Genomic DNA, 25827 nt, shown 5'->3' with positions numbered 1-25827 from the left:
CCCGGGCTACTTAGGCGCGGCGGCGCCGTGGACAAGGCCGCGGCGCGCGATTTCAGCCGGCCGCCGCCGAAAGATTGGGCCCTCGCGCGTCTTGTGCAGGTAGGGGGCGCGCGAGGGCGGGTCGCCGTGGATCAAGGGGCTTCGGCGACCGTCTGGAGGCGCTAGCTGGCGCGACAGGCTTCGGGCGGGCCGGCGCCGTCTTTCGGCGCGGGCTCGGTCTTGGCGACGGGTTTGGGCGCGAGGCACGGGCTTGGCTGGACGCTGGCGGCGCGCTTCTGAAGGTTCTTCTTGGCGACCTCCTCGGTGAAGGTCAGGCCGGCGCCCGCCGGGCCGGCGAGGGCGGGGGAGGCGATCAGGCAGGCGGCGGCGAGGCCGAGGGACGCGAGGACATGCATACGGGAAACAACTCCGGGGAAACGGTGCGAGGGTTCAGCCGCCGGTGACGGTGTCGGCCTGCGCCTGGATGGCGGGCAAGTCGCGGCGGTAGGCGTCGACGGCCTTCAGCAGGCCGGCGATCTCGGCGGGGGTGATGGCGGCGCGGTGCTCATGACCGGTGTCGGACTTGAACTTGAAACCCCAGGCGTCCGGCGCGGCGGCGGCGCGGCGCAGCTCGCTCTCCGAGATGTCGAAGGCGACCTCTTCGCGGCAGACTTCCGGCGCCTCGAACAGGAAGCAGTGGCCGGCGTTGTCCCTGATCCGGTTCAGCGGCGCGGCGACTGGCCACCGGGCGCTCTGGTAGGAAACCTCGCCGTAGCGGCGCACGGGCCCGGGATAGGTCAGGGTCTGACGCACCTCGAACCGCGTCGCGCCCGAGCGCTTGTCGACGACCGCCCGCAGGTGGTTGTCGTTGGTCGGCTCGCGGAACAGGCCCTTGCCGGTCTGGAACCCGCGCTCGGTGCTGACCACCGTCTCGATGTCGAGCGGGTCGTCGATCACCCGGGCATGGGCGTGGAAATGGTCGGCGCTCAGCGCCGCCTGCTTGGCCGGCAGGCGCACCGCCTCGGCGCTGGCGGAGCCGGCCGCGGCGACCGCCAGGACCGCGACGAGGGTCGGCGTCGACAGGCGGCTGCGGGTCTTGCTCATCCTTGTTCTCCCGAACAGGGCGGCTCCATCGGGGAGCGCCCTTCAACGGTTCGAGAGTGGCGAGGCCGCCTTTCGGCTCTGCATCGCGTTTGTGACAAAGAATGACAGCGCCGGCGGGCTGTGGCGTCAGGCCGGTCGGTAGATCTGCGCCACGGCGCCGCCCGGAAAGGCCTTCGAGCTGACCAGCTTGAGCGGCGCCGGCGCGGTGAGTTCGGAGAAGAGCGGCTGGCCCTTGCCCAGCGCCACGGGCGCCACGAGCAGGACGAACTGGTCGACCAGGCCTTGGGCGACGAGGCTGCGGGCGAAGCCGACGCCGCCATGGGCGATGATCGGTTTGCCGTCCTGGGCTTTCAACGCCGCGATTTCTTCCGCCAGGTCACCGCTGGCCACATAGGCCTTCGCCCAGCTGTCCGCGCCGGGTTGCGGCTCGCCGGCCTGCCCACCCTGGCCACTGGCGCTCTCCAGAATCGCCGAGCCCCGTCGTGAGAAGACGGCCTTCGGGATCTGGTTCATCGGCGGCGCGAATTGGTCGGTGGAGGTCGGCCAGTAGCCGGACATGGCCTGGAAGCTGCGGCTGCCCATGATGTGCAGGCTGGCGTTCGATACGTAGTCCACGCTCCAGGCCTTCGCCTCCTGGTCGGCGCCGAACATCCACGTGTTCCGGCCCTCCAGGTCGCTCACGAAGCCGTCGACCGACATGCTCATTTTCAGGATCAGATCTCGCACGGCTTTCTCCTTCGCTGCCTTGCCCAAGGACGGGCCGGATCGACCGCTTCCGACAGCGCGCTAGATTTTTTCCGCACCGGCCCTCGCCGGGTTCGCGGCCCGGCGTGGAGGCGCCGCCTTCACCCCTCCTGATCTGCCGCCCCGTCGAGCCGGAGCGGCAGGCGCGCCTCGACGCCCGCGGGCGCGAAGATCAGTTCCGGCCGCCCGCCCAGATCGGACGTCAAGCCGCCGCTCAGCAGCCGCGCCCCGAAGCCTTTCCGCTCGGGGATCTCCACCCGAGGCCCGCCCGTCTCTCGCCAGGTCAGCTCGGCGCCATCGGGGCCCGTGCGCGACCATTCGATCCGCACGACGCCCGTCGGGACCGACAGCGCGCCGTATTTGACGGCGTTCGTGCCCAGTTCGTGCAGCGCCAGGGCCAGGGCGAGGGCCGCGCTGGGGCCCACCCTGAGCGAGGGTCCGTCCATGGTGATCCGGGCCAGATCGTTGTTGTCGATGAAGGGGCGCACGGCCTGGCGCGCGACCTCCTCGACGCCGGCGCTCGTCCAGTTCTCGCGGGTCAGGACATCGTGGGCGGCCGACATCGCCATCAGCCGCTCGAACAATTGCTCGCGGACGTGGGGCGGCGTTTCACCCGGCTTGAGCGTTTGCCGGACGATCGACTGGATCGCCGTCAAGGTGTTCTTGACCCGATGATTGAGCTCGTTGATCAGCAGGCGCTGCTGAATCTGGGCCTCCTTGATCGCCGTCAGGTCCATGGCCATGCCCAGATAGCCGATGAAACGGCCCGTCTCGTCGAAGCTTGGCCGGGCGTTGGCCAGCATCCACTTGTAGCTGCCGAGGCCGGACCGAAAGCGGGCTTCGAAGCTGTAGGATTCGAGCTTGGCGCGCGCCTCCAGGCGGCGGGCGAGCACGCCGGGAATGTCCTCGGGGTGGATCAGGTCGATCCAGACATCGCCAAGCAACTGCTCCCGGTCGCGGCCCGCGAATTCGACGAAGGCCTCGTTGACGAACTCGATGCCGCCTTGCGCGCTGGTCATCCAGACGGGGGATGGCGCCGCGTCCGCCATGACCCGGAAGCGCGCCTCGCTCTCTCGCAGTCGCCCTTCGGAGACCTTCTGCTCCGTGATGTCCGTATGGATCCCGACCCATTCCCGCACCGAGCCGTCCGCGTCCAGGGTCGGGACGGCGCGGATCTGGAAGTTCCGCCAGACTCCGTCGCGACGGCGCACGCGATGCTCGAACAGGAACGGGCGGCGTTCGGCGACCGCGACGAGCCAGGCCTGGATCGTGGGCTGAGCGTCGTCGGGATGGATCGCCTGGGCCCAGCCAAACCCTCGATACTCCGCGGGTGATTGCCCCGTCAGCGTCTCCCAGCCCGGCTGGTCGCCGACCATCTCGCCGGCGGCGTTGTTGGTCCACAGCACGCCCTCGACCGCGTCCACCGCCGCACGAAACCGGGCCTCGCTGGCGGCGAGGCGGGCGATCGCATCACGGCGCTCGGAAATGTCGCGGATGAAGCCCAGGAAAAGCGGATCGCCGCCTTCGCCCCACGTGGTGATCGACAGCTCGACCGGGAATTCCTCGCCATTGCTGCGAAGGGCGCTCAGCTCCAGGATCTTACCCAGCACTCGGCTCGTCCTCGTCGCCACGAAGCGCTCGAGTCCCTTCCTGTGGTCCTCGCGGCGATGAAGCGGCACGATGACGTCGGCCAGAGGCCGTCCGACGACCTCGTCTCGCGCCCAGCCGAACATCGTCCGGGCGCGGGGACTCCAGTCGGCGACCAGGCCGCGCGCGTCCATCACAACGACCGCGTCGATCGCGGTATTGAGGATGGGCTGCAGCTTTTCGAGGTCGGACACGACTACTCCGTCAACCGATGTATGGGCGATCGGGTGGTCCGATCGCCGAATGTTCCAGAGTCCCGTCGTCCCGGTCAGGCGACACGTTCGGTGGGCCGAAGCGCCTATGCGACCATAGGTGGCCGTGCGCCGCCACGGTCAAGGGCCCGCGCCCGCGCCCGCGCCTCGCCGCGGCGCCTCCCGCCTGCGCCTGATTGTCGCGCCCAAGGTTAACCTCTGCGGTGAAGCTGGCGTGCGACAAACGCAAAAAGGAGAACCGTCTGGTCATGAAGGGCGCGGGAGCGCGACGACTTGAAGCGCTTCGGGTACTCAAGGCCTTGAAGAGGCCGGTCGAGGAACGGTTCGATCTCGTCACCGCCTTGGCCGCCGATCTGTTCAAGACTCCGCTCGCCTTGGTGTCGCTGACCGAGGTCGAACGCATTTCCTCCCTGTCCGACCCGAAACCCTCGTCGGAAGACCCGCCCCAGGTCTGGACCTTCAGCGCCGCGGCCCTGCGGATGGGCCCCGACGCGCTGATGATCGTCACGGACGCGACGGCGGATCCCCGGTTCGCCGCCGATCCCCTGGTCACCGGCGGGGCCAACATCCGCTTCTACGCCGGCGCCGTGCTGACGACCCGCGACGGCCGAACCCTCGGCACGCTGTGCGTCCTCGACACCCGCGCCCGTCGACGTCCGGCGCCCGCCAAGCTCGAGCGTCTGAAAATGCTGGCCAAGATCGTCGTCGACGAGCTGGAGCTGGCCCGCGCGCACCGGCTGGCTGGCGAGCGACATCGCCTGCTGGAACTCACCGAGAGCGTGTCTGGCGTCGGCTATTGGCGCATCGACGTCGCCACCGGCGCCGTGAGCTGGTCGGACATGGTCTATGGGATCCATGGCGTCAGGCGCGAGGACTTCGTCCCCGACCGCGAAAATTCGCTGGCCCTCTATCATCCCGAGGACCAGGCCAGGGTTGTCGATTGCGTCAGACGGGCGATCGCCGCCAGGGGCGCGTTCGAATTCCAACTCCGCATCCATCGCCCCGACGGCGAAACGCGCGACGTGGTGTCGAAAGGCCTGTGCGAACTCGACGAGCAGGGCGAGGTCGTCGCGGTGTTCGGCGTGTTCCAGGACATCACCGAACAGGCGCGGGCCCTGGACGCGGCCAGGCGCAGCGAGCGGCGCTACAGGTTGCTCGCCGACAATATGGGCGACGTGATCACGCGTATCCGTCTCGACGGCGGCAGCAACTATATCTCGCCCGCGATCGAACGGATCCTGGGCTATCAGCCCGAGGAAATGACCGGCCGGCTGGCCCAGGCCTTCGTCCACGAGGCCGATCACCCCTTGGTCCTGGCGACCTTCGACCAACTGGCGCGAGGCCTTGACCAGAAGACCTTGCAGCACCGGGCGGTGCACAAAGACGGGCGAACGGTCTGGGTGGAGACCAGCTTCCGCTTGGTGCGCGACGGACAGGGATCGCCCTTCGAGATCGTCGCGGTGATCCGCGACGCGACCGAGCGCAAGCTGCTGGAAGACGCCATGATCGCCGCCCGCGACGAAGCGCGCGAGCAGGCCCAGAGGGCCGCCATGGCCGAACGCATGGCGGGGGTCGGGCACTGGCGTTTCGAGGCCGAGACGAGAACGGTGACCTGGTCCGAGCAGATGTACCAGATCTACGGTCTGGACCCGGCGCTGCCGCTGGATTTCAGCGCCTTGATGTCCATGTCCCACCCCGAGGACCAGGCCGCCGCCCGCCAGCGCTTGGCGGCCGTTCTGGCCACGGGCGAGCCCATGGAGGAAGCGGTATCCCGGATTGTTCGGGCGGACGGACAGGTGCGCCATATCACCGGCGCCAGCGCGGTCGAAAAGAATGCCGACGGCCGGGTCATGGCTGTCGTCGGCACGATGAGGGATATCACCGAGCAACGTCAGGCCCGGATCGCGCTGTCCCAGAGCGAGGCCCGTTATCGGCTCCTGGCGGAGAACGCCAGTGACCTGATCATGCACAGCGACCTCGCCGGGCGGGTCACCTACATCTCGCCGTCGGTGCTTCCCACGACGGGCTTCGCGCCGGAGGACATCGTGGGCAGCGATATCTTCAGTTGGATCGATCCCGCCGACGCCGCCAGGGTCAGGGCCACGGTCGCCGCCCAGTTCAAGTCGCACGGCGCCGCGCCGGCCACGGCCGTGGAGTTCCGCGCCCGGCACAAGGACGGTCGTGTGCTGTGGCTGGAAGGGCGTCCGACCCTGGCCTTCGATCTCCAGACGGGCGCGATCACCGGCATCACCGACGTGGTGCGCGACATCTCCGCGCGACGGGCCCTGGAGGCGGAACTGCGCGCGGCCCGGGCCGAGGCCGAGACGGCCGCGGCAGTCAAGTCTGAGTTCCTGGCCAATATGAGCCACGAACTGCGCACGCCGCTGACCGCCGTGCTGGGTTTCTCGCGCCTGGCCGAAGAGCAACCGGAATTGTCGGACACAACGCGCGGCTATCTCCGCCGAACGTCCAATGCGGGCCAGGCCCTGCTGTCGACGATCAACGACATCCTCGACTTTTCCAAGCTCGAGGCCGGACAGGTCGAGATCGAAGCCAGGCCGATGTCGCCGGCCCAGATGGCCGCCGAGACCCTTGACCTGTTCGCGGCCCAGGCAGCGGGCAAGGGCCTCGCGCTGACGGTAAGCGATCTGGAAGCCCTGCCCCGGACGGTTCGCGCCGACCCCGATCGGGTTCGCCAGATCCTGCTCAACCTGATCGGCAACGCGGTGAAGTTCACGACGACGGGCGGCGTCCGCCTCGATGTCGCCTTCGATCCGCTCGGCGAGCGATTGACCTTCACCGTGACCGACACCGGTCCAGGCGTCCCCGACGACCGGGTCGATTGCCTGTTCCGGAGATTTTCCCAGGTCGACGCCTCCTCGACACGCAAGCACGGCGGCACCGGCCTGGGCCTGGCCATCTGCAAGGGTCTCGCCGACGCCATGGGCGGCGACATTGGCGTGCGCGGCGCGGCCGGCGAGGGGGCCTGCTTCTGGTTCGCGCTTCCCGCGCCCGTCGTGGAGGCCGTCGCGCCCGTGGCGTCGGAGCAGGACGAGATCCTCCTGCCGGCGGGTTGCCGGATCCTGGTGGCCGACGACAACCGGACGAACCGCGAACTGGTCCGGGCCATGCTGACGCCGTTCGACGTCGAGCTCAGCGAGGCGGTCGACGGGCTCGGCGCGGTGGCGGCGGCCAGTCGCGCGCCGTTCGACCTCATCCTCATGGATCTTCGCATGCCGGGCCTCGACGGGGTCGGCGCGGCCCGGCGCATTCGCACCGAGAACGGTCCGAACGCCGCCATTCCCATTCTCGCCTTCTCGGCCGATGTCGATCAGATCGAAGGCTCGGGCCTGTTCGACGGCGTCGTCGGCAAGCCGCTGGCAGGCGCCAGCCTGCTCACCGCGATCACCCGCGCGATCGCCTGAGCAAGGCCCCGCCCTGCCACGCTTTACGTGGCGAAGACCCTCCGTCCGCGTTCCACCTGCATCCGGTGCGTTCCCGCCAGGGTGACGTCGCGGGCCTTCACTGTCCGCAAGAACAGCCACTCGCCCGTGACCCGCTGGGGCGTGACATCGACCATCATGTAGCCGCGCTGGCTGGTGTCGGCCCACTTCAGCTCGGGATTGGCGGCCATGAAGCCCCGGGCGACGAGCTTTGGATCGGCCCCCATGTCGCCTTCCATGCCGTTCGAGGTGACGGCGTGGCCCGCGAACTCGACACCGGCGGGACGGCCGTCCTCGACCAGGCCGTAGGCCCAAGCGTTGTGGCTGTCGCCCGACAGCATGACGAGGTCGGCGTCGGCGGTCTGGGCCGACGTCAGCAGGCGCGCGCGGGCGGCGGGATAGCCGTCCCAGCGGTCCATCCACATCGGCAGGCCCGCCTGGGCGGCGCGGATGTTGTTGCGATAGCCGGCGGCCTTCTTCTCGGAGGTCTCGGGACGCAGCCAATCCACGGCGTCCTTGGGCATCACGGTGCGACCGATGATCGTGCCCATGCCGACCAGCTGCCAGGCCCCGGCATTGGCCTTCATCGCATGGGCCAGCCAGCTCTCCTGGGTCGTCCCCATCATGGTGGCGGCGGGATCGCGCCAGACGCCGTCGCGGAACGCCTTGAGGGCGGCGTCGGGATCGGCGGCCTTGAAGGCGGCGCCGATGTCGGCCGGCTTGGTGCGGGCCAGCAGCCGCGACTCCGTGCGGTAGAGGGTGGCCAGGGTCCCGATCGGATAGGCCTTCCACGGTTCCTCGGAGACCGGCATCCACTCGCGATAGGCCTGCATGGCCGCGGCGCGGCGGACGGTCCAGTCGCCCTCCGTGGCCGGCTGGTGGTTCTGGGCGCCGCCCTCCCAGCTGTCGTTGGCCGACTCGTGGTCATCCCACAGGGCCACCATCGGCGCCATCTGATGCAGGCGCTGCAGATCGGGATCGGCGCGGTAGCTGGCATAGCGCAGGCGGTAGTCGGCGATGGCCAGGATCTCGGTCGCCGGCAGCAGCTGTTCCTTGCGGCCCGGCGCCCAGTCGGCCTCGCGGGTCGAGGCGAGGCCATATTCGTAGATGTAGTCGCCGGTGTGCAGCCACAAATCGAGGTCGGCCCGGGCGGCCGCGTGGGCGTAGGCGTTGAAGAAGCCCTGGGGCAGGTTCGAGCACGAGAAGACCGCCAGGCCGAAGCGGGTGACGGGACCCACGGGCAGGGTCTTGGTGCGTCCGACGGGGGACTTGGTCCCGTCCGGCGCGACGAAGCGATACCAGTAGAACGCGCCCGGCTTCAGGCCGTCGACCGTGATCTTGGCGGTCCAGTCGCGATAGGCGCCGGTGCGCACCTCGCCGCCGGCCACGACCTTGGTGAACGCCGGGTCCAGCGCCACCTCGGCCCGCAGGTTCAGGATATCGTCGCCGGCGGCGGGGACGTAACGCGTCCACAGCAGCATGGAGTCCGGACCGGGCTCGCCGCTGGCCACATTATGGGTGAAGCCCGTGGCGCCGAGCAGCTCGGCGGCCAAGCCGCGGCCGGCCGGAAGGACCAGGGCGCCGAGCCCCAGGCCGCCGCCCAGAACCAGGCTGCGTCGATCAATCGTCAGAACCATGACGGTCCCCCAACAGTGAAAGGTGAGAACAAGAAAAACTCCCGCGACCGGGCGGCCGCGGGAGGTGAAGTTTCAGGGGAAGCTAGAAGGTGCCCTTAATCCCGACGTTCCACATCGAGCCGTAGATGCTGTACTGCTGCACCCGGCTGCGGACGTTGGAATAGATGACGTCGGGAGCGTTGAAGATGTTGCGGCCGGCCAGCATCACCTCGAACTGCTTCGAGATCTTGTAGCTGGCGCTGACGTTCCAGAGCTCGCGGGCGGCGTGGTAGAGGATGCCATTGTTGGGCGTGGTCGGCGTGTTGTTGAGCGCGCTGGTGCGGTACTTGCCCTGGGCGTTGCCGGTCAGCTGGACGTCGAACTTGCCGTAGCTGTAGCGCAGGCCCCAGTTGGCCGCGGTCTTGGGCAGGTTCACGCGCTCGCCGTCGGGATCGATCTTGGTGATCGAGCCGCGCAGGCCCAGGCCGCGCAGCGCGCCCGGCAGGAAGGTCAGCTGCTGGTCGTACTCCAGCGTCACGCCCTTGTTGGTGCTGGTTCCCGGCAGGTTCTGGGCGCTGCGGAAGGTGTAGCCGGCGTAGTCGCCCGGATTGTAGCCGACGTCCTCGGGGTTCACCGTCATGCCGGTGACCTGCATGTCCTTGACGTCCAGCTTGTAGAACGACAGACCCAGCACGCCCGACGGCTCGAGATAGTACTGCAGGCTGGCGTAGTATTTGGTCGAATGCTCGGGCTTGAGCAGCGGATTCGGCACCGTGACGATCAGGTTGTTGTCGTCGACCGCGACCACGCCGCCGAGGTTGCCGTAGTCGGGCCGCAGGATCGACTGGCTGAAGGCCAGCTGGCCCACCAGCTTCTTGCTGAAGTCGTACTTGGCCCCGCCGCTCAGGAACCAGTCGTCATACTCGCCGTGCCGCGTGACATAGGTCCCGTTGCGGTACTGGTAGAGCAGGCCGGGAACCGTGCTGACCGACAGGCCGGCGGCGGTGACCTCCTTGGCCGAGCGGATGTCGGCGACGCGGGCGTCGGTCTTGGTCTTCTCGTAGCGCAGGCCCAGGTCGAACTGGGCGCGGCCGACGCGCGGCTGGACCTCGACATAGGCGGCGTCGACCGTCTCGCCGACCTTCTTGTTGTTGTCGAGCTTGCGCTTCAGATTGCCGACCAAGTCGGGCGCGAAGTACTCGGGATGGGCCTTGTAGATGTCGTAGACGGCGTAGTTGCTGTCGGCGCGCCAGTCCTGGTCGTTCAGGTTGCCGGCGTCGAAGCCGTGGATCCGGAAGTCATAGTTCCGGGTCCACGGAATGACCGCCTCCGGCGCCTTCTGGGTCAGGTCACCGGTGGGACCGACGTACTGGAATTGCTGGAAAGAGCCCTCGTTGGTCTTCCAGACGTTGGTCCGATAGGTCGCGCCCGCCAGCACCTTGAGCTGGACCGGGCCGAGGTCGAGCTTCTTCTTAAGGTCCAGGTTGACGCCGTACATCTGGTTGCCGGCGTTGGACTCCGACGTGCGGATGTTGTTGCCGATGTCGTCGTCGCGATTGAAGCTGGTCGGGTCGGTCCACGAGCGGCCGGCGGTCTGCTTCAAGGTCCAGGCGTTCGAATCCTCCGACGCGCGATCCAGCGTGAAGCCGATGCGGGTCAGATAATTGTCCGTACGCTGAAAGAAGCCCTTGTCGTTGTCGCGGAAATGGAATTCCGAGCTGGAATAGCTGCCGCGCAGCACGGCCTCCAGCGTGTCGCCCCGGTACTCCAGCTTCGGCGCGATCAGCACCGACGGGGTGCCGGCGTAGCGGTGCGAATACTGGGTGTGCAGGCGGGTATTGGTCCCGTTCGGATTGACCGCGATGTGGGTCGAGTTGGAGTCCGCCGTCGTCTGTGAGGCCGTCGTCGTGCCGAAGATCAGGTAGGTGTACTGGTTGAAGTACTCGACGTCGTAGAACGAGTAGGTGCTGCGCAGCGACACGGCCCACTGGTCGGTCAGCTTGTAGTCGACGCTGAGATTGGCGGCCTTGCGACTGGTCAGCTTCGGGCCCGGACGCCACATCACCTGATAGGGAATGACCCGGCCGCTGGCGAGATAGGACCAGTCGGTCTGGATGCGGTCCTGCTGGACGTAGTTGGCGTTGTAGCTGGCGTTGAACGCGATCCCCAGACGGCCGTCCAGGAACACGTCGGCATAGCCGACCTGTGCCGACGGGAAGATGCGGGCGTGCTTCTTGTCGTCCGGGAAATAGGCCTTCGACAGGCCCGAGTCCGAAGTGCCCACGGCGCCCAGCTGGAAGCGCAGCAGGCGCTTGTTGCGCTGGAAGGCGTACTTGCTGCGCAGGTTGATCGCGCCGCCGGGCGAGTCGGCGTCCATGCTGGCCTGCAGGGTGTTGTTCAGCTCGATCGAGTCGACGCCGGTGATCGACATCTGCTCGAACGAGTTCTGGCGGCCGTTGTTGTTGTTCGACGTGGCCGTGGCCATCCGCGCGCCGTCGGTGGTGAAGGTCGAGTACTTCGGATCCAAGCCGCCGATACGCACGGCGGTGGCGTCCACCTCGGTGTAGTCGAGCGAGATGCCCGGCATGTTCTTCATGAACTCGCCCACGTCGCCCATGGTCAGGGCGCCGAAGTTGTCGGCGGCGACGACGTTCTTGGCGTTGGTCGAGGCGCGGCGCTCCATGATGGCGCTGGCCTGACCCTCCCGCTTGGCGGTGATCGTCACCGCCTCGACCTGGGCCAGGCTAGACAGCGGACTCAGCGCGACGTCGACGGTCGCGGCCTGGTTGGCGGTGACGGTGACGACGGCCGCCGACTCCTGCAGGCCGGCGTATTTGACGCGGAGGGTGACGTCGCCGGCCGGCACGCCGGTGAGGCGAAAGTCGCCGCCGTCCTCGGAATAGGCGACGATGGTCGTGCCCTCGACGCGGATCTCGGCGTTGCGGACATATTCGCCGGTGGCGGTGTTGAGCACGCGACCGCGCACCACGCCCGCGCCGGCGGCCGGGCCGCCCTGGACCGAGGAGCGCAGGGTGATGATCTGCCCGTCGTCGGAGTCGATCCGCAGCGGCGTGCCGGCGATCAGCAGGCGCAGGGCCGTGCGGACATCCATGCGGCCCTTGACGGCCGGCGTCCGGATCCCCTCGAGATTGCGCGCCGGGGCCACGATCTGCACCTGGCCTTGGCGGGCCAGTTCGGGAATGGCGCGCACCGCGGCCTGCGCGGGAATGTCGAAGACGCGCTCCTGCGCCTGGACCGGCGCGGCGATCGCGAGCGCGGCCACGGCTGCCCCGCAGGAGAGGATGGAGTAACGAGAACGCATTGGCTGACAGCCCCCAATCGCCGCGTTGGTCGCGACGTTCGCGGTTGAGAGCCGTCAGCCGGAGGCTTCCGCTAGCGGTAACAAAAACTTCTTATTCGGCGGCGGCGCGGCGGGTCAGGACGATCGTGTCGCCGTCCTGGGCCAGCCTGGCGTCGAACACGTGAGCAATGGCGCGGCCGAACCCGACCGGGTCGTTGGCGGCGAACAGGCCGGTGACCGGCTCACGGGCCAGGTCGGGGTCGCGGATCTGGATCCGCGTGTCGCTATAGCGCGCGAAGGTCTCCGCCGCCTGCTTCAGGGTCTCGCCCTCGAAGGCCAGCTTGCCTTCGCGCCAGGCCAGCTCGCGGGTCACCGCTTCGGGCGCGATCAACCGGGGTTGTTCGACGGCGCCGTCCCGCGAGTCGGAGAGGGTCAGCCGCGTATTGGCTCCCAGCGCCAGGGAAGCAGTCGTTCGGCCCCCCACAGTGAGATCGACCTGGCCCTCGTTGACCAGCACGTCGACGGGATCGGCGTCCAGCTTGCGGACCCGGAACGCCGCCTGGGCCGTGCGCAGGCGGCGGCCATCGACCTCGACGACGAAGGGCCGCCGCTCGTCGCGGGCCACCGAGAAATAGGCCTCGCCCTGGAGCAGGGTCACGCGGCGCTGGCCGTCGTCGTACTTCACTCTGACGCTGCTTTCGGTGTTCAGCAGCACGGTCGAGCCGTCCTTCAGCGGCACCAGGCGGATCTCGCCGCGACGCGTGCTGACGACGGCCCCGGCCGCGGGCAGGGCGACGCCCAGGGCCACGAGGGAGGCCACGGCCGCCGCGCTGCCGGTCCAGGTCAGGGCCTGACGGCGAGACAGACCCGCGAACCGCGGGCGCCGGGCTTCCTCGAACGCGACGGGATTGAACCCATCCCCCAGGGCCTGGGCGGACTCGCTCATCATCGACAGGGCCTGAGCGCGCAGCAGCGCGCCGCGACTGCGGGGATCGGCCCGCAGCCAGGCCTGGAATGCGTCTGTTTCCTTCGGAGTCAGCGGCCCACGATCCAGCCGCGCCGTCCAGTCGGACGCCGCCTGATCAATGTCTCGACTGGTGTCTCGCTCGGCCATCTATCCCGGCAATCTCCGCTTCCAGGGTCTTAGAGGTTTGGGACCGCTTGTTTCCGCCACGACCGAACCAATCAATCAAGAACAGGACGCCTCGGGAGATGTGAGTCTCGACCGTATTCTCGGAAATGCGCATCCGCGCCGCGATCTCGCGCTGCGGCAAGTCCTTGACGCGGCGAAGGATGAAGGCCTCGCGCGTCTTCAGCGGCATGGCGGCGATCGCGCGGGCCAGCTGGCGCAATTCGTCCCGGTCGATCGTGTGCTGCTCGGGCGAGGGAGCGTCGTCGCTGTGTTCGAGCCGTTCCAGGTCGTCGACCGTATGGATCGGCACGATGCGCGCGCGGCGGACGTGGCGGGTGATGACCGAGCGCGCGACCTGGAACAGATAGGCGCGGGGATAGCGGATGCCCTCCACCGTCTCCAGCTCGGCCAGGATCGAATAGGCTTCCTGGATCACGTCGTCGACGTCGACGCCTGGCAGCGGGCGGCGCGACAGCCAGCCCCGCAGCGCGGATTCGTGCGGCAGGATATTCCGCAGGAACCACCGTGTTCTTTCCCTGTCGGCGCCGCTCATCCGTCTTCCGCTGGCTGGACATCGCCCGAAGGCGGCTCCTGCCTAGACGGCAATTGTGACACTCACTTGCGACGCACGCGGAGGAGTCGGCTAAAGCCTCAATCCCATGCCGACGGCGTTCTCGGCGTAGTCCGACAGGCGTCGGCCTTCCTCGATCTCCTCCGGCGTCTCGGGCCGCACCAGGGCGGTGACGACCATGGGCTGGCCGGTCGGCAGGCGCAGGATCCCGGTCTCGTTGGGCGCAAGGTCGATCGATCCGGTCAGCTCCGGCCGGAAGGCCTTGCCCAGGCTGACCGTGACCCGCAGGCGCTGGCCCTCCTGGACGACGCTGGTGAACAGCGAATAGCGGCTGCCGCTCCGGGCATAGGCGCCTTTGCGATAGAGCCGCTGCGAGCCGAAGGCGGTGAAGTCGGCCCAAAGCGGCGCGCCGTCGGGCGCCAGGCCGCTGGCGATCACGCGGACCGCGGAGCCGGGCTCGACGCTGGACCGGTCGGCGATCGCGCGGATGATCCGGGGGCTGCGAAGGTCGGCGAACGGCGGCGGCTCGGTCGCCGGTGTCGGCGCGGCCTGGATCTCGGCTTGAGCCAGGATGGGCTCTGGGCTGGCGTCGGTCACCGGCGTCTCGACGAGCTTGGCGATGGGCGAAGCGAGCTTGGCCGGCTGGCGCGGCGACGACAGGGCCTTGGTCGCCCGAGACGGCGGCGAGACGATCGCGGGCCGCCCTTCCGGGACGGAGGACGCCTCTGAAACCAGGACGAACTCGGCCGGACGCGCCGCCCAGACGCCGATAGCGCCGGCCAGGCCCGTCGCGACGGTCAGGCCGACGCCGACCAGCCGGCGGGCGCGGCTGGGCGTGGGGCGCGACAGCAGGCGCACGCGCTGGGCCAGCGGGTGGCTGGACCAGTGGCAGCCCAAGGGCAGGGGCCTGGCGGCCAGCTGTGTCTTCAGCATGGCCTCGGCATAGGCCTTGCGGGCCCTGGGATGGGCGGCGACGACCCGGGCGTCGCAGGCCAGCTCCTGGTCGATCCGCAGCCAGCGCGCCATCACGTGGCAGGTCGGATTGAACCAGTTCACGCACGTCAGCAGGGCGACGGCGGCGTTGACCGGCGGATCGCCGCGCTCGAGGTGGGTCTGCTCGTGGGCCAGCACCACCTCGCGCTCGCGCGGTGTGTAGCGTTCGGCGAAGTCGGCGGGCGTCACCACGCGCGCGCGCAGCACCCCGACCACGGCCGGTCCCGCCTGTCCGGCCCGTACGGCGCGGGCGAACTGGACCTGACGCCAGACCAGCCACGCCAGACTGGCGGCCACGCCCGTCAGCCACAGGCCGGTCAGCAAGAGCTCCGGATCGAACGACGCGGCGGCCATGGCGGCGGCTTCGGTCGAGGGCGCGCCGCCGACCGGCTTGGCCAGGGCGGGCAGGGTCGGCGCGGTCACCGTGACCACTCGCGCCGGGACCAGCATGGCCAGGGCGGCCAGCGGCGGCAGGATCCACAGAGCGTAGGCGACCCGCGCCCCGAACAGTCGGCGCACTGGCAGGCGCGCGGCCATCACCACGGCGATCGCGGCCGCCAGGGCCAGGTTGACGCGCAGCAGGGTTTCCAGCGCCTCAGTCATCGTCCTCGATGTCCGCGATCAGGTCCTTCAGCAGTTTGACGTCCTTGGCCGTCAGCGCCCGATGCTGCGCGAAATGTGCGACTAGGGGCGCGACTTCGCCACCGAAAAGGCGGTCGACCAGGCCCTGGCTCTCGGACTGCACATAGTCATCGCGGGAGATCAGCGGCCGGTAGAGATAGCCGCCGGCCTCGCGGGCCCCGGAAATCGCGCCCTTCTTCAGCAGGCGGGTGATCAGGGTCTTGACCGTGCCTGGCGCCCAGCCGTGCGCCTCGCCGACCTCGGCGACGACGCCGTCCGGCGTCAGGGGGCCGCGCCGCCACAGCGCTTCCATGATCTGGCTCTCGGCGCCCGAAATTCGCACGCGCCCTCTCCGCATTACAGAAACTACATTTGTATTCTAGGCGAGAATACAGCTGTATGATAGCTCATTCCGTCGCTGACGCCAGCGGCCCGAGGGGAAAGTCAAAGTGCATATCGGTCTCGTCGGGGTCGTGCTCGCCGCCGCCCAAGCCGCCTCCACCGCCACGCCGGCCCCCGCGACGCCAGCGGCGCCCCAAGCCGCGCCCCAGAAGCCGGCGGAGAAGCCGGCCGAAGCCTCGACAGGGGTCAGTGCGGTCACGGTGACCGCCGACGCGCCGGCGGTGCGCACCTCGATCGACCGCCGCAGCTACAGCGTCTCGGGCGACCTCTCGGCCCAGTCCGGCTCGATCGCCGACGCCCTGCGCAACCTGCCCTCGGTGGAGGTCGACGTGCAGGGCAATGTCAGCCTGCGGGGCGATCCCAACGTCACCATCCTGATCGACGGCAAGCCCTCGGGCCAGTTCCAGGGCGACAGCCGCGGCCAGGCGCTGCAGTCGATGGCGGCCGAGCGGATCGACCGGGTGGAGGTGATCACCAACCCCTCGGCCGAGTTCCGCGCCGACGGGACGGGCGGGGTCATCAACCTGATCACCAAGAAGGCCAAGGGCGCGGGCCGCACCAGCTCGCTGCGCCTGACCGGCGGCGATTCAGGCCGTGGCGCGGTCAGCGCCAATGTCGGCTACAACAGCGGCAAGCTGTCGGCGTCCGGCGACATCAACTACCGCCGCGACCCGGCCAGCCAGACCGAGTACGAGCGTCGCCAGCAGGCCGCCATCGACAGCGAGGTCAAGACCAACACCCAGCTCGACATGGAGAACCTGAGCAGCCAGGGCTCCGTCGACTACGACGTGACCGACAAGCTGCGCATCGGCAGCGAGGCCCGGGTTAGCCGCGTCGATTTCGCGCTCGACAATCTGGGCGACACGACGCGCAAGGACGCCAGCGGCGCGCTGGTCCAGGCCTATCAGCGGGACCTGACCATCCGCCAGCGGCGCGACAACGCCGCGGTCAGCGGCAACCTGCGCCGGAAGTTCGACGGCGACGGCCACGAACTGACGCTGAAGATCAGCTACGACGTCGTCGACGACAACCGCACGCGGACCGGCCACACCGTGGGCTCGCTGCCGACCGCGACCAGCGTGTTCGACCAGCAGCGCCTGGGCTACGACACCCGCCAGACCGACCTGAAGGGCGACTATGTCCGGCCCATGGGCGCGGGCCAGACCCTGAAGCTGGGCTTCGACCTGCAGTTCGACGACAACGGCTACGACAACGAGGGGCTCAGGGGCCCGTCGCTCGCGGGGCTGGCAGCCGATCCGACCCTGACCAGCCAGTTCTTCTACGAACAGCAGCTGAACCAGGTCTATGTCACCTACGAGCGCCCGGTCGGCGAGCTGACAGTGCTGGCGGGCCTGCGCTACGAACAGTCGAAGCTCGACCTAACCGCCCTGGGCCACAAGACCGACAACGACACCGCCCGGCTGATGCCCAGCCTGCACCTGTCCTACACGCTGAACGACCGCCAGAAGCTGACCGCCAGCTACAGCCAGCGCCTGCAGCGCCCCGGCCCGTTCGACCTCAATCCCGTGCCGTTCTTCCTGGATCCGCTGAACTACCGGGTCGGCAATCCGGCGCTGAAGCCGCAGCACACCCACTCGTTCGAGCTGGGCTGGCAGTACCGCAAGGCGCCGACCATGGCCCTGGCCACGCTGTACTATCGCGAGAACGAGAAGGTCGTGACCGACATCGTCTCCGACATCGGCGGCGGGGTGTTCGTCACCACCAAGGCCAACGCCGCCCAGACCCGCAACGGCGGGCTGGAGCTGGTGCTGAACGGCAAGCTGACGCCGAAACTGACCTACAATCTCAGCAGCAACTTCTTCTGGGTCGAGATGGACGGCTCGAACCTCGGTTTCCCGGGCAAACGCTCGGCCGTCACCGCCCAGGGGCGCGCGGGGCTCAGCTGGCAGGTGACGTCGAAGGACCTGTTGCAGTTGAACGGCTTCATGGCCGGCAAGCGCCTGACGCCGCAGGGCTACGGCATGCCGTTCGCCGCGATCGACCTGGGCTATCGTCGCAAGATCAACGACAGCCTGTCGCTGGTCGTAACGGTCCAGGACGCCCTCGACCTCTATCGCGACAAGCAGGTGATCAAGACCCCGGCGCTGAACAGCTTGGTGGTCCGCGACTTCGACGCCCGTTGGCTTCGCGTCAGCCTGGCCTGGACCTTCGGCGTGGGCAAGAACCGCAAGGATCCGGGCTTCGACTTCCAGGGGCCCGGCGGACCGCAGTAGCGGGGCCTATTCGGCCGGGAGGCTCTCGACGGGAACGGTCAGCATGTAGCCCTGGCCGCGCATCGTGCGGATCAGGGCCTCGCCGCCCGGAACGCGGGCCAGCTTGGCGCGCAGGCGGCTGACGATGACGTTGATCTGGGGCGGAGCGTCGCGCCGCGCGCCGGACTTCGGATCCTGCTGGACCAAGCGCGCCCGGGGCACGATCTGCTGCGGACTGGCCAGTAGCGCCCGCAATAGGGCGAACTCGCCGGCGGACAGCTCGACGCCGCGGTCGTAGGGGTCGAACAGCTGCCGGGTGACGATGTTGAGCCGCCAGCCGTCGAACCGATAGACATTGGCGCGATCGTCTCCGGGGTTCAGGCGCTGGGGCGCCTGCCGGCGGCGCAGCACCGAGCGGATCCGGGCCAAAAGCTCGCGCGAGCGATAGGGCTTGGCCAGATAGTCGTCGGCCCCGATCTCGAGCCCGACCACGATGTCGCTCTCCTCGGCCATCTCGCTGATCACGATGACGCCCGGCGACGGGACGTGGCTGCGCAGGCGGTTGCAGACCGAGAAGCCGCCCTCGCCGGGCAGCATGATGTCCAGCACCACCGCGTCGACCGTCGTGGTGGTCAGGATCTTGTCCATCTGGCGCGCCGACGAGGCGGTGACCACCTCGTACTCGTGTTGCGAGAGCAGGTCGCACAGTTGAGCCCGCGCGGCGGTGTCCGCGTCGAGAAGAAGAATTGTTTGCCGCACGCCCGCCAAGCTCCCTCGTACAAGACCCGGCGAGGGTTAAGCGTGGCCGGTGGCGAAATTACCGGCCGACTGTATTGAAACATTCGCGATTGTGGCGCGATTGCGGCGGCTTTCCGCCCACACTTTCCACGCGGCTAGAACATCGCCCGGCCGGAGAAGCGCATGTAGTAGCGGGTCTGCTTCTTGGCCGCCTCGGCTCCGCCCTCGAGCGCCAGGTAAGACAGCGCCGAGCCGGCGCGGATGGCGAAGCCCAGGGTCGCCGCACCCTGTTTGTCGGCGACGGAGGTCAGGGCGAAGGCCTGGCCGCCCCGGAAGCGGGCCACGGTGTCGTCGATGTCGCCCGCCAGGGTCTTGCGATAGCCGACGCGGATCTCCGGCCGCCACCAGACCGCCTCGCCGAACTGGGCGCCCAGCACCAGCCCGATGTCGCCGCTGAGATTGCTGAAGGCGCGGGCGTCGCGGGTCAGGTCGAAGCCGTCGCCGCCGCCGGTCTCGCTGCGCTGGCCTTCCGAGAAATAGACGTAGTCGGCGCGCGCTTCGGGGCGGACGAAGTAGCGGCCGATCTTCTGCTCGTAGGCCAAGCCGGCGAAGGCGTTAGCCATGGCCCCGTTCCAGTGGGCGACATTGGTCACCGCGACGTCGGCCACGCCGTCGGCGTTGACGTCCTCGCTGTAGAAGCTGCGGTCGCCGGTCAGCCAGCCATAGCCCGCCCCGCCGCCCAGATTGAAGCGCCAGCCGCCGATCGCGCGCCGCCAGTAGAGCCCGGCCTGGACCATGGTGTTGGTGGTCTGTTCGCCGACCTTGGCGGTGGTGTCGTGCTCCTCGATATTGACCACGGCCAGGGTCACGCCCAGCGCGCCGCCCGCATCGCCCATCGCCTCGTAGCCGGCGACGAAGCCCAGGGCCTGGGTGTCCGAGCCCTGGTCCTGGCCGTCCTCGCGGCGGACCATGGTGTTGATCTGCTGCACCCAGACGCTGTCGGGCCCGTAGCGGTCCCCGAGGTCAGGGCGGATGGCGGTGGCGGCCGAGATCTGCTGGTTCACCGCCTGCAGGGCCGAGAACATGCCCAGACCCTGGTCGGGCAGCATCTGGTTGTAGAGGTTGTAGAAGCCGTCGCGGGTGTTCTGGTTCAGGAAGGCGCCGGCGATGTCGTCGTTCTTGGCCAGGGCGGCGAACACGGCGTCATAGGCGGAGGCCTGGTTGCCGGTCATGCCGGCCTCGTTGGCCGTCCGGCGGCGCACGTCGATGTCGATGCTGTTTCCCGACTGATAGGCCTTCGCGACATAGAGATACGGCGCATTGCCCAGCAGGTCCTGGCCGATGTCGCCGGCCGTCAGGGCGTTGGCCTTGATCACCTCGAACGTCGTGGCGGTGGTCAGCAGGTTGTTGAGCACGAGGCCGAGATTGGCCCCCGTGGCGATCGTCGCGGTATCGGCGACCAGGCGGGTCGCCGTGCCGGCGGCCGGATCGACACTGAAGATCAGCTTGCTCTCGGCCCCCAGGGTCAGGTTGGTGACCTTCAGGTCGTTGGTGTTGGTCAGGCCCAGGACGCCCTTGCCGATGGTGATGTCGAGGCGCCCGTCGGTGTCGGTCAGGTTCGACAGCACATAGCCGCCGCCGTCGATGACCAGGCTGTCGGCGCCATCCCCGAAGCTGATCGAGCCGATCATCGTGCCGTTCAGAATGCTGAGCTTGTCGTCGCCCGAGCCGAACAGGATCTTGCCGACGATGCTGGGCTCGTCGGCGTCGTCCACGCCGTCGCCATCCGTGTCGGTGTCCGCCACCCCGTCGTCGCCATCGTCGCCGTCATTGACCCCGGTCTGGGTGATGGTCACGCCGGTGGTGTTCTTCGAGACGTCGATGGCGATCGCCTTGCCGGTGACCGTCTCGTCGCTGGCGTCGGTGTTGTCGTCGTCGGTGTCGTACTCGTCATCGGTGGCCACGACATAGGCCGTGATCGAGCGGGTGTTGTTGATCGTGGTCAGGGTCCCGGCGTTGTCGAGGATGGCGTACGACGTGCCCTTCTCGCCGGCCACCGAGGCGCTGATCGCGCCATCGTTATTCAAGGTGGTGACGCTGGCGCCCGCCTCGATCACCAGGGCGCGCGCCGAGAAATCGCCTTCGGAGGTGGTCGAGGCCGCGATCGAGCCGGCGTTCCAGATCGTGTCGGCGACCGCGCCCGCCTTCAAGCGCAGGCCGGTGGTCTGGGCCTCGTAGCCCGAGGCCGACACCGAGCCGGTGATCCGGATCCCGCCCGTGATCAAGGTCTGGTAACCGGCGTCGCCGCCGACCTGGACGCCGGTGGTCTCGACCCCGTCGTAGACGCTGGCGGCGCTGACCGAGCCCTTGATGATCAGGCCGTAGGCGTCGTCGCCCGCACCCACCGCGCCGAGCGTTACGGTGTTCGTGCTTGAGCCGATCTTCAGGGCCGGCGCGCCGCCATAGACGCTGATCGAGGCCGTGCCCTCGGAACTGTCGGTGACGCCGTCGCCGTCCTCGTCGTCGCTGGTGTCGTCATTGGTGTCGGTCGGCGGAACATCCAGCAGCACGCCGCCCGAGACGTTGGCGGCGATGTTGACGCCGCCGCCGCCTTCCAGCTTGTCGTCGGCGTCCAGCAGCGCCCGGTCGTCGGGATCGGCGTAGCGCGAGGTGACGCGATAGCCCGACGAATAGACCGAGCCCTGCAGTACGAAGGCGCCATCGATGGCGGAGTCCACCGCCACCCCGACCGAGCCCTCGCCGATGACGCTGGTCGAGCCCTCGATCTGGACCTTGCCGGTGACCGGCGCGGCGATGTGGATCCCGTAACCGCGATCGCCGGTGACGCTGATCGTTCCTGAATGGACCAGGTTGCCGACCAGCGGCGCCTCGACGCTGATCCCGGCCGAGTCCATGCCCTCGATGGTGATCGTGCCGGTATTGGTGATCGTCCCGGTGAAGGCGTCGGTCCCGGTGAGCCGGATCCCGTAGCGGCGGTAGCCCTTGGCGAACAGGCCGTCGTAGTCGCCGTCCTCGTCGGTGTCCTCGTAGTCGTAGTCCTCGGTCAGGCTGATCGAGCCGGCGCTGGTCAGGGTCCCGGTCCTGCCGCCCAGGACCAGCACGCCCACCGAGTCGTCGACGCCCACGCTGGCCAGGCCGCCGTTCAGGGTGACGGTGTTGTCGCTGTCGAGCGTGATGATCGGGCCCGCCGCGCTCAGGGTGATGACGCCGTCGGCGGTGACCTTCACGTCGTCGGCGCTTCCGCCGTTGGGGCTGGACGTGGTGATCGGCGCCGTGCGCGTGCTGCTGGTGACTTCGACCTCGGCGAAAGCATCGCCGGCGGCCAGCAGCAACGGCGCGGCGGCGACGGTGACGATCAGAAACTTGCGCGGCATGGAGAACCTTCGAGGACTGTCCTCGCAGGCCTAGCCGGGGGTCTTGGCCGCGCCGTGGCCGGGTTGTTGCCGCCCCGCCGCGCCCCGTAATCTCGCGTAGTCGCCTGTAAGTTTCGGGAATGTACATCCGGTTTTTCGTGCGGATCGCGTCCCACCGTTCGTCATGAATAGATGGGCTGACAGGGGCCAGTGTCGGCGTGAATGTGACCGGTAACTTTTCTCTTCCCAGTCCTGATTTCGCATGTCTATCTCGGGCCGCGCGACACCGGCGACGAGCCGGGCGCGAAGGCTGGAACGGCCGGGAATTAAGGGAGGATACGCCATGCGACAGCACGGCTACTGGCTGATCTCGGCCTCGCTGATCTTGGGGTCGCTGGCGGGCGCCGCCCGGGCCGCCGACGCGCCCTATGCCGACCCGACCCTGCCCGCCGCCCAACGCGCGGCCGATCTCGTGGCGCGGATGACGCTCGAGGAAAAGGCCGGCCAGTTGCGCCACGCCGCCCCCGCCATCCCGCGCCTGGCCGTGCCCGCCTACAACTGGTGGAACGAGGGCCTGCACGGCGTGGCCCGGGCCGGCGAGGCCACCGTCTTCCCACAGGCCGTCGGCCTGGCCGCCACCTTCGACACCCAACTGATGGGCGAGGTCGCCGACGTCATCAGCACCGAGTTCCGCGCCAAGTACGTCGAGAAGGTCGCGCCGGACGGGAGCACGGTCCAATACCGAGGTCTGACGGTCTGGTCGCCCAACATCAACATCTTCCGCGATCCGCGCTGGGGCCGGGGCCAGGAGACCTACGGCGAGGATCCGGTCCTGACCGCCGAGATGGGCGTGGCCTTCGTCAACGGCCTGCAGGGTCCCGACCTGAACCACTTGAAGACCGCGGCCACGGCCAAGCACTTCGCCGTGCACAGCGGACCCGAGGCCGACCGCCATCGCGACGACATCCATCCGTCGCCGCACGACCTGGAGGACACCTACCTGCCGGCGTTCAAGGCGCTGATCACCCGGGCCCACGCCCAGGCGGTGATGTGCGCGTACAATGCCGTGGACGGCCTGCCGGCCTGCGCCAACCCGGCCCTGCTGACCGATCGCCTACGTCGCGATTGGGGCTTCTCGGGCCATGTGGTCTCGGACTGCGCCGCCGTCGCGGACGTCTACCTGCCGACCTCGCACGCCTATCGCAAAACGGCCGCCGAGGCCTTCGCCGCCACCCTGAAGGCCGGCACGGACCTGGCCTGCGACTTCGGCGGCCCCAAAGGGGTCGAGGCGCCGGCCATCGTCGAGGCGGTGCGGACGGGCCTGGTCAGCGAAGCCGAGGTCGACGTCGCCATGCGCCGGTTGTTCGAGGTCCGCTACCGCCTGGGGCTGATGGATCCGCCGACCAGCGGACCGTGGGGCAAGATCACCGCCGCCGACAACGACACGCCGGCCCATCACGCGGTCGCCCTGCGCGCGGTCCGGTCGTCGCTGGTGCTGTTGAAGAACGACGGCCTGCTGCCGCTGAAGGCCGCGCCGAGGACCATCGCGGTGATCGGCCCCAACGCTGACAGCATCGACGCCCTGGTCGGCAACTACAACGGCACGCCGTCCAGGCCGGTGACGGTGCTGGCCGGGATCCGCGCGCGCTTTCCGGACGCCAAGGTGATCCACGTCCCGGGGACCGGTGTCGTCGGTCCGGCCAGCAGCCCGACGCCGGACGCGATCTTCTGCCAGGACGCGGCCTGCGCGGCCAAGGGCTTGAAGGTCGAGGAATTCGGCAATCTGGACCTCGCCGGCGCGCCCGTGGAGACGCGGGTCGACGCCAACGCCAAGTTCAGCTGGGGACGCCCGGTCCGCCAGGAACGCCATACCTCGATCCGCTGGAGCGGCTTCATCACGCCTGGCCAGACCGGCGCACATGGCTTCTCGCTGACCGGCGATGGCGGCTGGCGCGTCCGGATCGACGGCCAGCTGATCGCCGACTTCTGGAACGCGGCGATCGACCCGGCCTCGGCTCGGACCATCGACCTGGTTGCGGGCAAGCCCTACGCGATCACCATCGAGGCCCGCGAGGACGGCGACCGGGGCGACCAGCGCCTGACCTGGAGCCAGCCGGCGGACGACGGTGACGCGGCCCTGGCCGCCGCCGAGGGCGCCGATCTCGTGATCTTCGCCGGCGGTCTGACCGCTCGGGTCGAGGGCGAGGAGATGTCGGTCCACGCCAAGGGCTTCGCCGGCGGCGACCGCACCAGCCTCGACCTGCCCGCCCCGCAGGAGCAACTTCTTGAGCGCCTGCACGGCCTGGGAAAGCCAGTCGTCCTTGTACTGATGAACGGCGGTGCGATCAGCGCCAACTGGGCCGACAAGACCCTGCCGGCCGTGGTCGAGGCCTGGTATCCGGGCGGCGAGGGCGGGACCGCGATCGCGGACCTGCTGGCTGGCGACTTCAGCCCCTCGGGCCGCCTGCCGATCACCGTCTATCGCTCGGCGGACCAACTGCCGGCCTTCAAGGACTATGGCATGGCCGGCCGCACCTACCGCTATTTCAGCGGCGAGCCTCTGTACCCGTTTGGCCACGGCCTGTCCTACACGCGCTTCTCGTACGGCAAACCGATCCTGAAGGGCGTGGTCGCGGCCGGGGAGCGGGTCAAGATCGCCGTGCCTGTCGCCAACACCGGCGGCCGCGACGGTGACGAGGTGGTTCAGCTCTATGTTTCGCGGCCCGGCGCCGCCGGCGCGCCGATCCGGGCGCTGAAGGGCTTCCAGCGGGTGTCGCTGCGCAAGGGCGAGACGAAGACCGTCACCTTCGACCTGGACACGGACGTCTTCGCCACCGTCGACGCCGCCGGGCGCCGCTCGGTTCAGCCCGGCGACGCCCAGCTGTGGATCGGCGGCGGTCAGCCGGTGTCGCGGCCGGGCCTGGCGGCCGCCTCGGGCGTCGCCGCCCGGCTGCGGATCACGGGCGAAAAGGCCCTCGCCAACTAGAGCTCGCCGCCGATGCGCTCGACCTCGTCGGCCAGGGCGGCCATGTCGAGGATCTTCAGGGTGCGGCCGCTCTGGCGGATGATGTTCAGGCCGGCCAGGCGGTTCAGCTCGCGGGTCACCGGCTCGCGCTGGCTGCCGACCAGCACGGCCAGCTCGGCGTGGGTGGGGCAGGGATGGATGACCGCCTCCTCGCCGCGACCGCCGGCCGCCGTGGCCATGCGCAGCAGCTCGATGTCGACGCGGCAGGCGACCGAGACGGCGGTCAGTTCGAACAGCCGGTCGGTCAGAGCGCGGGTCAGGGCGGCCATGTCCTCGAGCAGCGCCCGCATGAAGCGCGGCGACTCCTCGAACAGGCGCATCACCAGGCGCTGGGGCAGGCGCACCAGCCGCGCGTCCTCCAGGGCGACGATGTTGACCGAGCGCGGCAGGCCGTCGATCGCCGCGATTTCGCCGAAATAGCCGCCGGGCGGAATGCGTCGGTAGCCGACCTCGCGCCCCGAGCGCGCGTACTGGTTGGCCAGCAGGGCGCCCTCCAGCAGCAGGTAGATCCCGCCGTCCAGGTCGTGGCGCTGCAGGATCATCTCGCCCTTGCCGTAGCGCAGGGTCTCGACCTGCGGCGCCAGGGCCGCCACCTCGTCGCGCGTCATGTGCCGGAACAGCTTGTTGCCGCGATAGTCCTCGGGATCGGCCATCGCGTTCGACGCGCGTTGGGGTGGTGAAGGAATCACGGTCATCGACTAGGGTCCTACGC

The 25827-nt window shown here is 69.0% G+C and carries 16 protein-coding genes; 3 read left to right on the top strand and 13 right to left on the bottom strand.

What is annotated here, in order from left to right:
* Positions 1 to 161: 161 nt before the first annotated feature.
* The 4 genes from ASC70_RS07710 to ASC70_RS07695 all read right to left on the bottom strand — a co-directional run bounded on the left by ASC70_RS07710 (position 162) and on the right by ASC70_RS07695 (position 3668).
* Complete coding sequence (locus ASC70_RS07710; RefSeq protein ID WP_056048335.1) at positions 162 to 395, bottom strand: hypothetical protein; 234 nt, start codon at positions 393 to 395, stop codon at positions 162 to 164.
* Positions 396 to 429: 34 nt separating this feature from the next.
* Positions 430 to 1083 carry a hypothetical protein gene (locus ASC70_RS07705; RefSeq protein WP_056048332.1) on the bottom strand — a complete coding sequence of 218 codons (654 nt, stop codon included), beginning with the start codon at positions 1081 to 1083 and terminating at the stop codon, positions 430 to 432.
* Positions 1084 to 1209: 126 nt separating this feature from the next.
* On the bottom strand, positions 1210 to 1809 hold the full coding sequence (locus tag ASC70_RS07700; RefSeq protein ID WP_056048329.1) for a dihydrofolate reductase family protein: 600 nt from the start codon (positions 1807 to 1809) through the stop codon (positions 1210 to 1212).
* A gap of 119 nt (positions 1810 to 1928) precedes the next feature.
* Positions 1929 to 3668 carry a PAS domain S-box protein gene (locus tag ASC70_RS07695; RefSeq protein WP_056048326.1) on the bottom strand — a complete coding sequence of 580 codons (1740 nt, stop codon included), beginning with the start codon at positions 3666 to 3668 and terminating at the stop codon, positions 1929 to 1931.
* A 317-nt stretch (positions 3669 to 3985) separates the two neighbouring features.
* Between ASC70_RS07695 and ASC70_RS07690 the strand changes: the two genes are divergently transcribed.
* Complete coding sequence (locus ASC70_RS07690; protein ID WP_056048324.1) at positions 3986 to 7111, top strand: PAS domain S-box protein; 3126 nt, start codon at positions 3986 to 3988, stop codon at positions 7109 to 7111.
* Positions 7112 to 7134: 23 nt separating this feature from the next.
* Here ASC70_RS07690 and ASC70_RS07685 read toward each other — a convergent pair whose 3' ends face one another.
* From ASC70_RS07685 to ASC70_RS07660, 6 genes are all read right to left on the bottom strand, one after another.
* The gene (locus tag ASC70_RS07685; protein WP_056048321.1) at positions 7135 to 8766 is read right to left on the bottom strand and encodes an alkaline phosphatase; all 1632 of its coding nucleotides are present in this window, start codon (positions 8764 to 8766) and stop codon (positions 7135 to 7137) included.
* Positions 8767 to 8848: 82 nt separating this feature from the next.
* The gene (locus ASC70_RS07680) at positions 8849 to 12028 is read right to left on the bottom strand and encodes a carboxypeptidase regulatory-like domain-containing protein (protein WP_235519286.1); all 3180 of its coding nucleotides are present in this window, start codon (positions 12026 to 12028) and stop codon (positions 8849 to 8851) included.
* A 130-nt stretch (positions 12029 to 12158) separates the two neighbouring features.
* Complete coding sequence (locus ASC70_RS07675) at positions 12159 to 13160, bottom strand: FecR domain-containing protein (protein WP_056048317.1); 1002 nt, start codon at positions 13158 to 13160, stop codon at positions 12159 to 12161.
* Positions 13129 to 13731, bottom strand: a complete 603-nt coding sequence (locus tag ASC70_RS07670) for an RNA polymerase sigma factor (protein WP_056048314.1) — start codon at positions 13729 to 13731, stop codon at positions 13129 to 13131. Before ASC70_RS07670 ends, ASC70_RS07675 begins: the two co-directional genes overlap by 32 nt.
* A gap of 90 nt (positions 13732 to 13821) precedes the next feature.
* Complete coding sequence (locus ASC70_RS07665; protein ID WP_056048311.1) at positions 13822 to 15345, bottom strand: M56 family metallopeptidase; 1524 nt, start codon at positions 15343 to 15345, stop codon at positions 13822 to 13824.
* Positions 15338 to 15706, bottom strand: a complete 369-nt coding sequence (locus tag ASC70_RS07660; protein ID WP_056048308.1) for a BlaI/MecI/CopY family transcriptional regulator — start codon at positions 15704 to 15706, stop codon at positions 15338 to 15340. The genes ASC70_RS07665 and ASC70_RS07660 overlap by 8 nt, the downstream gene beginning before the upstream one ends.
* 106 nt (positions 15707 to 15812) lie before the next feature.
* Here ASC70_RS07660 and ASC70_RS07655 point away from each other — a divergent pair, with 106 nt between their 5' ends.
* A complete protein-coding gene (locus ASC70_RS07655) occupies positions 15813 to 17999 on the top strand; it encodes an outer membrane beta-barrel family protein (RefSeq protein WP_056048305.1) in 2187 nt (728 codons plus the stop codon).
* A 6-nt stretch (positions 18000 to 18005) separates the two neighbouring features.
* Here ASC70_RS07655 and ASC70_RS07650 read toward each other — a convergent pair whose 3' ends face one another.
* Entirely contained in the window at positions 18006 to 18737 is a 732-nt protein-coding gene (locus ASC70_RS07650; protein ID WP_162247190.1) for a response regulator transcription factor, read from the bottom strand.
* Between the two features lie 134 nt (positions 18738 to 18871).
* Positions 18872 to 22111 (bottom strand): autotransporter outer membrane beta-barrel domain-containing protein, encoded by a 3240-nt coding sequence (locus ASC70_RS07645; protein ID WP_056048300.1) that lies wholly within the window; start codon positions 22109 to 22111, stop codon positions 18872 to 18874.
* A 322-nt stretch (positions 22112 to 22433) separates the two neighbouring features.
* On the opposite strand from ASC70_RS07645, the gene ASC70_RS07640 reads away from it, so the two are divergent.
* The gene (locus ASC70_RS07640) at positions 22434 to 25076 is read left to right on the top strand and encodes a glycoside hydrolase family 3 C-terminal domain-containing protein (protein WP_056048297.1); all 2643 of its coding nucleotides are present in this window, start codon (positions 22434 to 22436) and stop codon (positions 25074 to 25076) included.
* Here ASC70_RS07640 and ASC70_RS07635 read toward each other — a convergent pair.
* The gene (locus ASC70_RS07635; protein WP_056048294.1) at positions 25073 to 25810 is read right to left on the bottom strand and encodes a Crp/Fnr family transcriptional regulator; all 738 of its coding nucleotides are present in this window, start codon (positions 25808 to 25810) and stop codon (positions 25073 to 25075) included. The genes ASC70_RS07640 and ASC70_RS07635 overlap by 4 nt on opposite strands.
* Positions 25811 to 25827 lie beyond the last annotated feature (17 nt).

The sequence above is a fragment of the Caulobacter sp. Root343 genome, from assembly GCF_001425745.1.
Lineage (GTDB): Bacteria > Pseudomonadota > Alphaproteobacteria > Caulobacterales > Caulobacteraceae > Caulobacter.
This window is presented reverse-complemented; position numbering and strand designations above follow the sequence as displayed.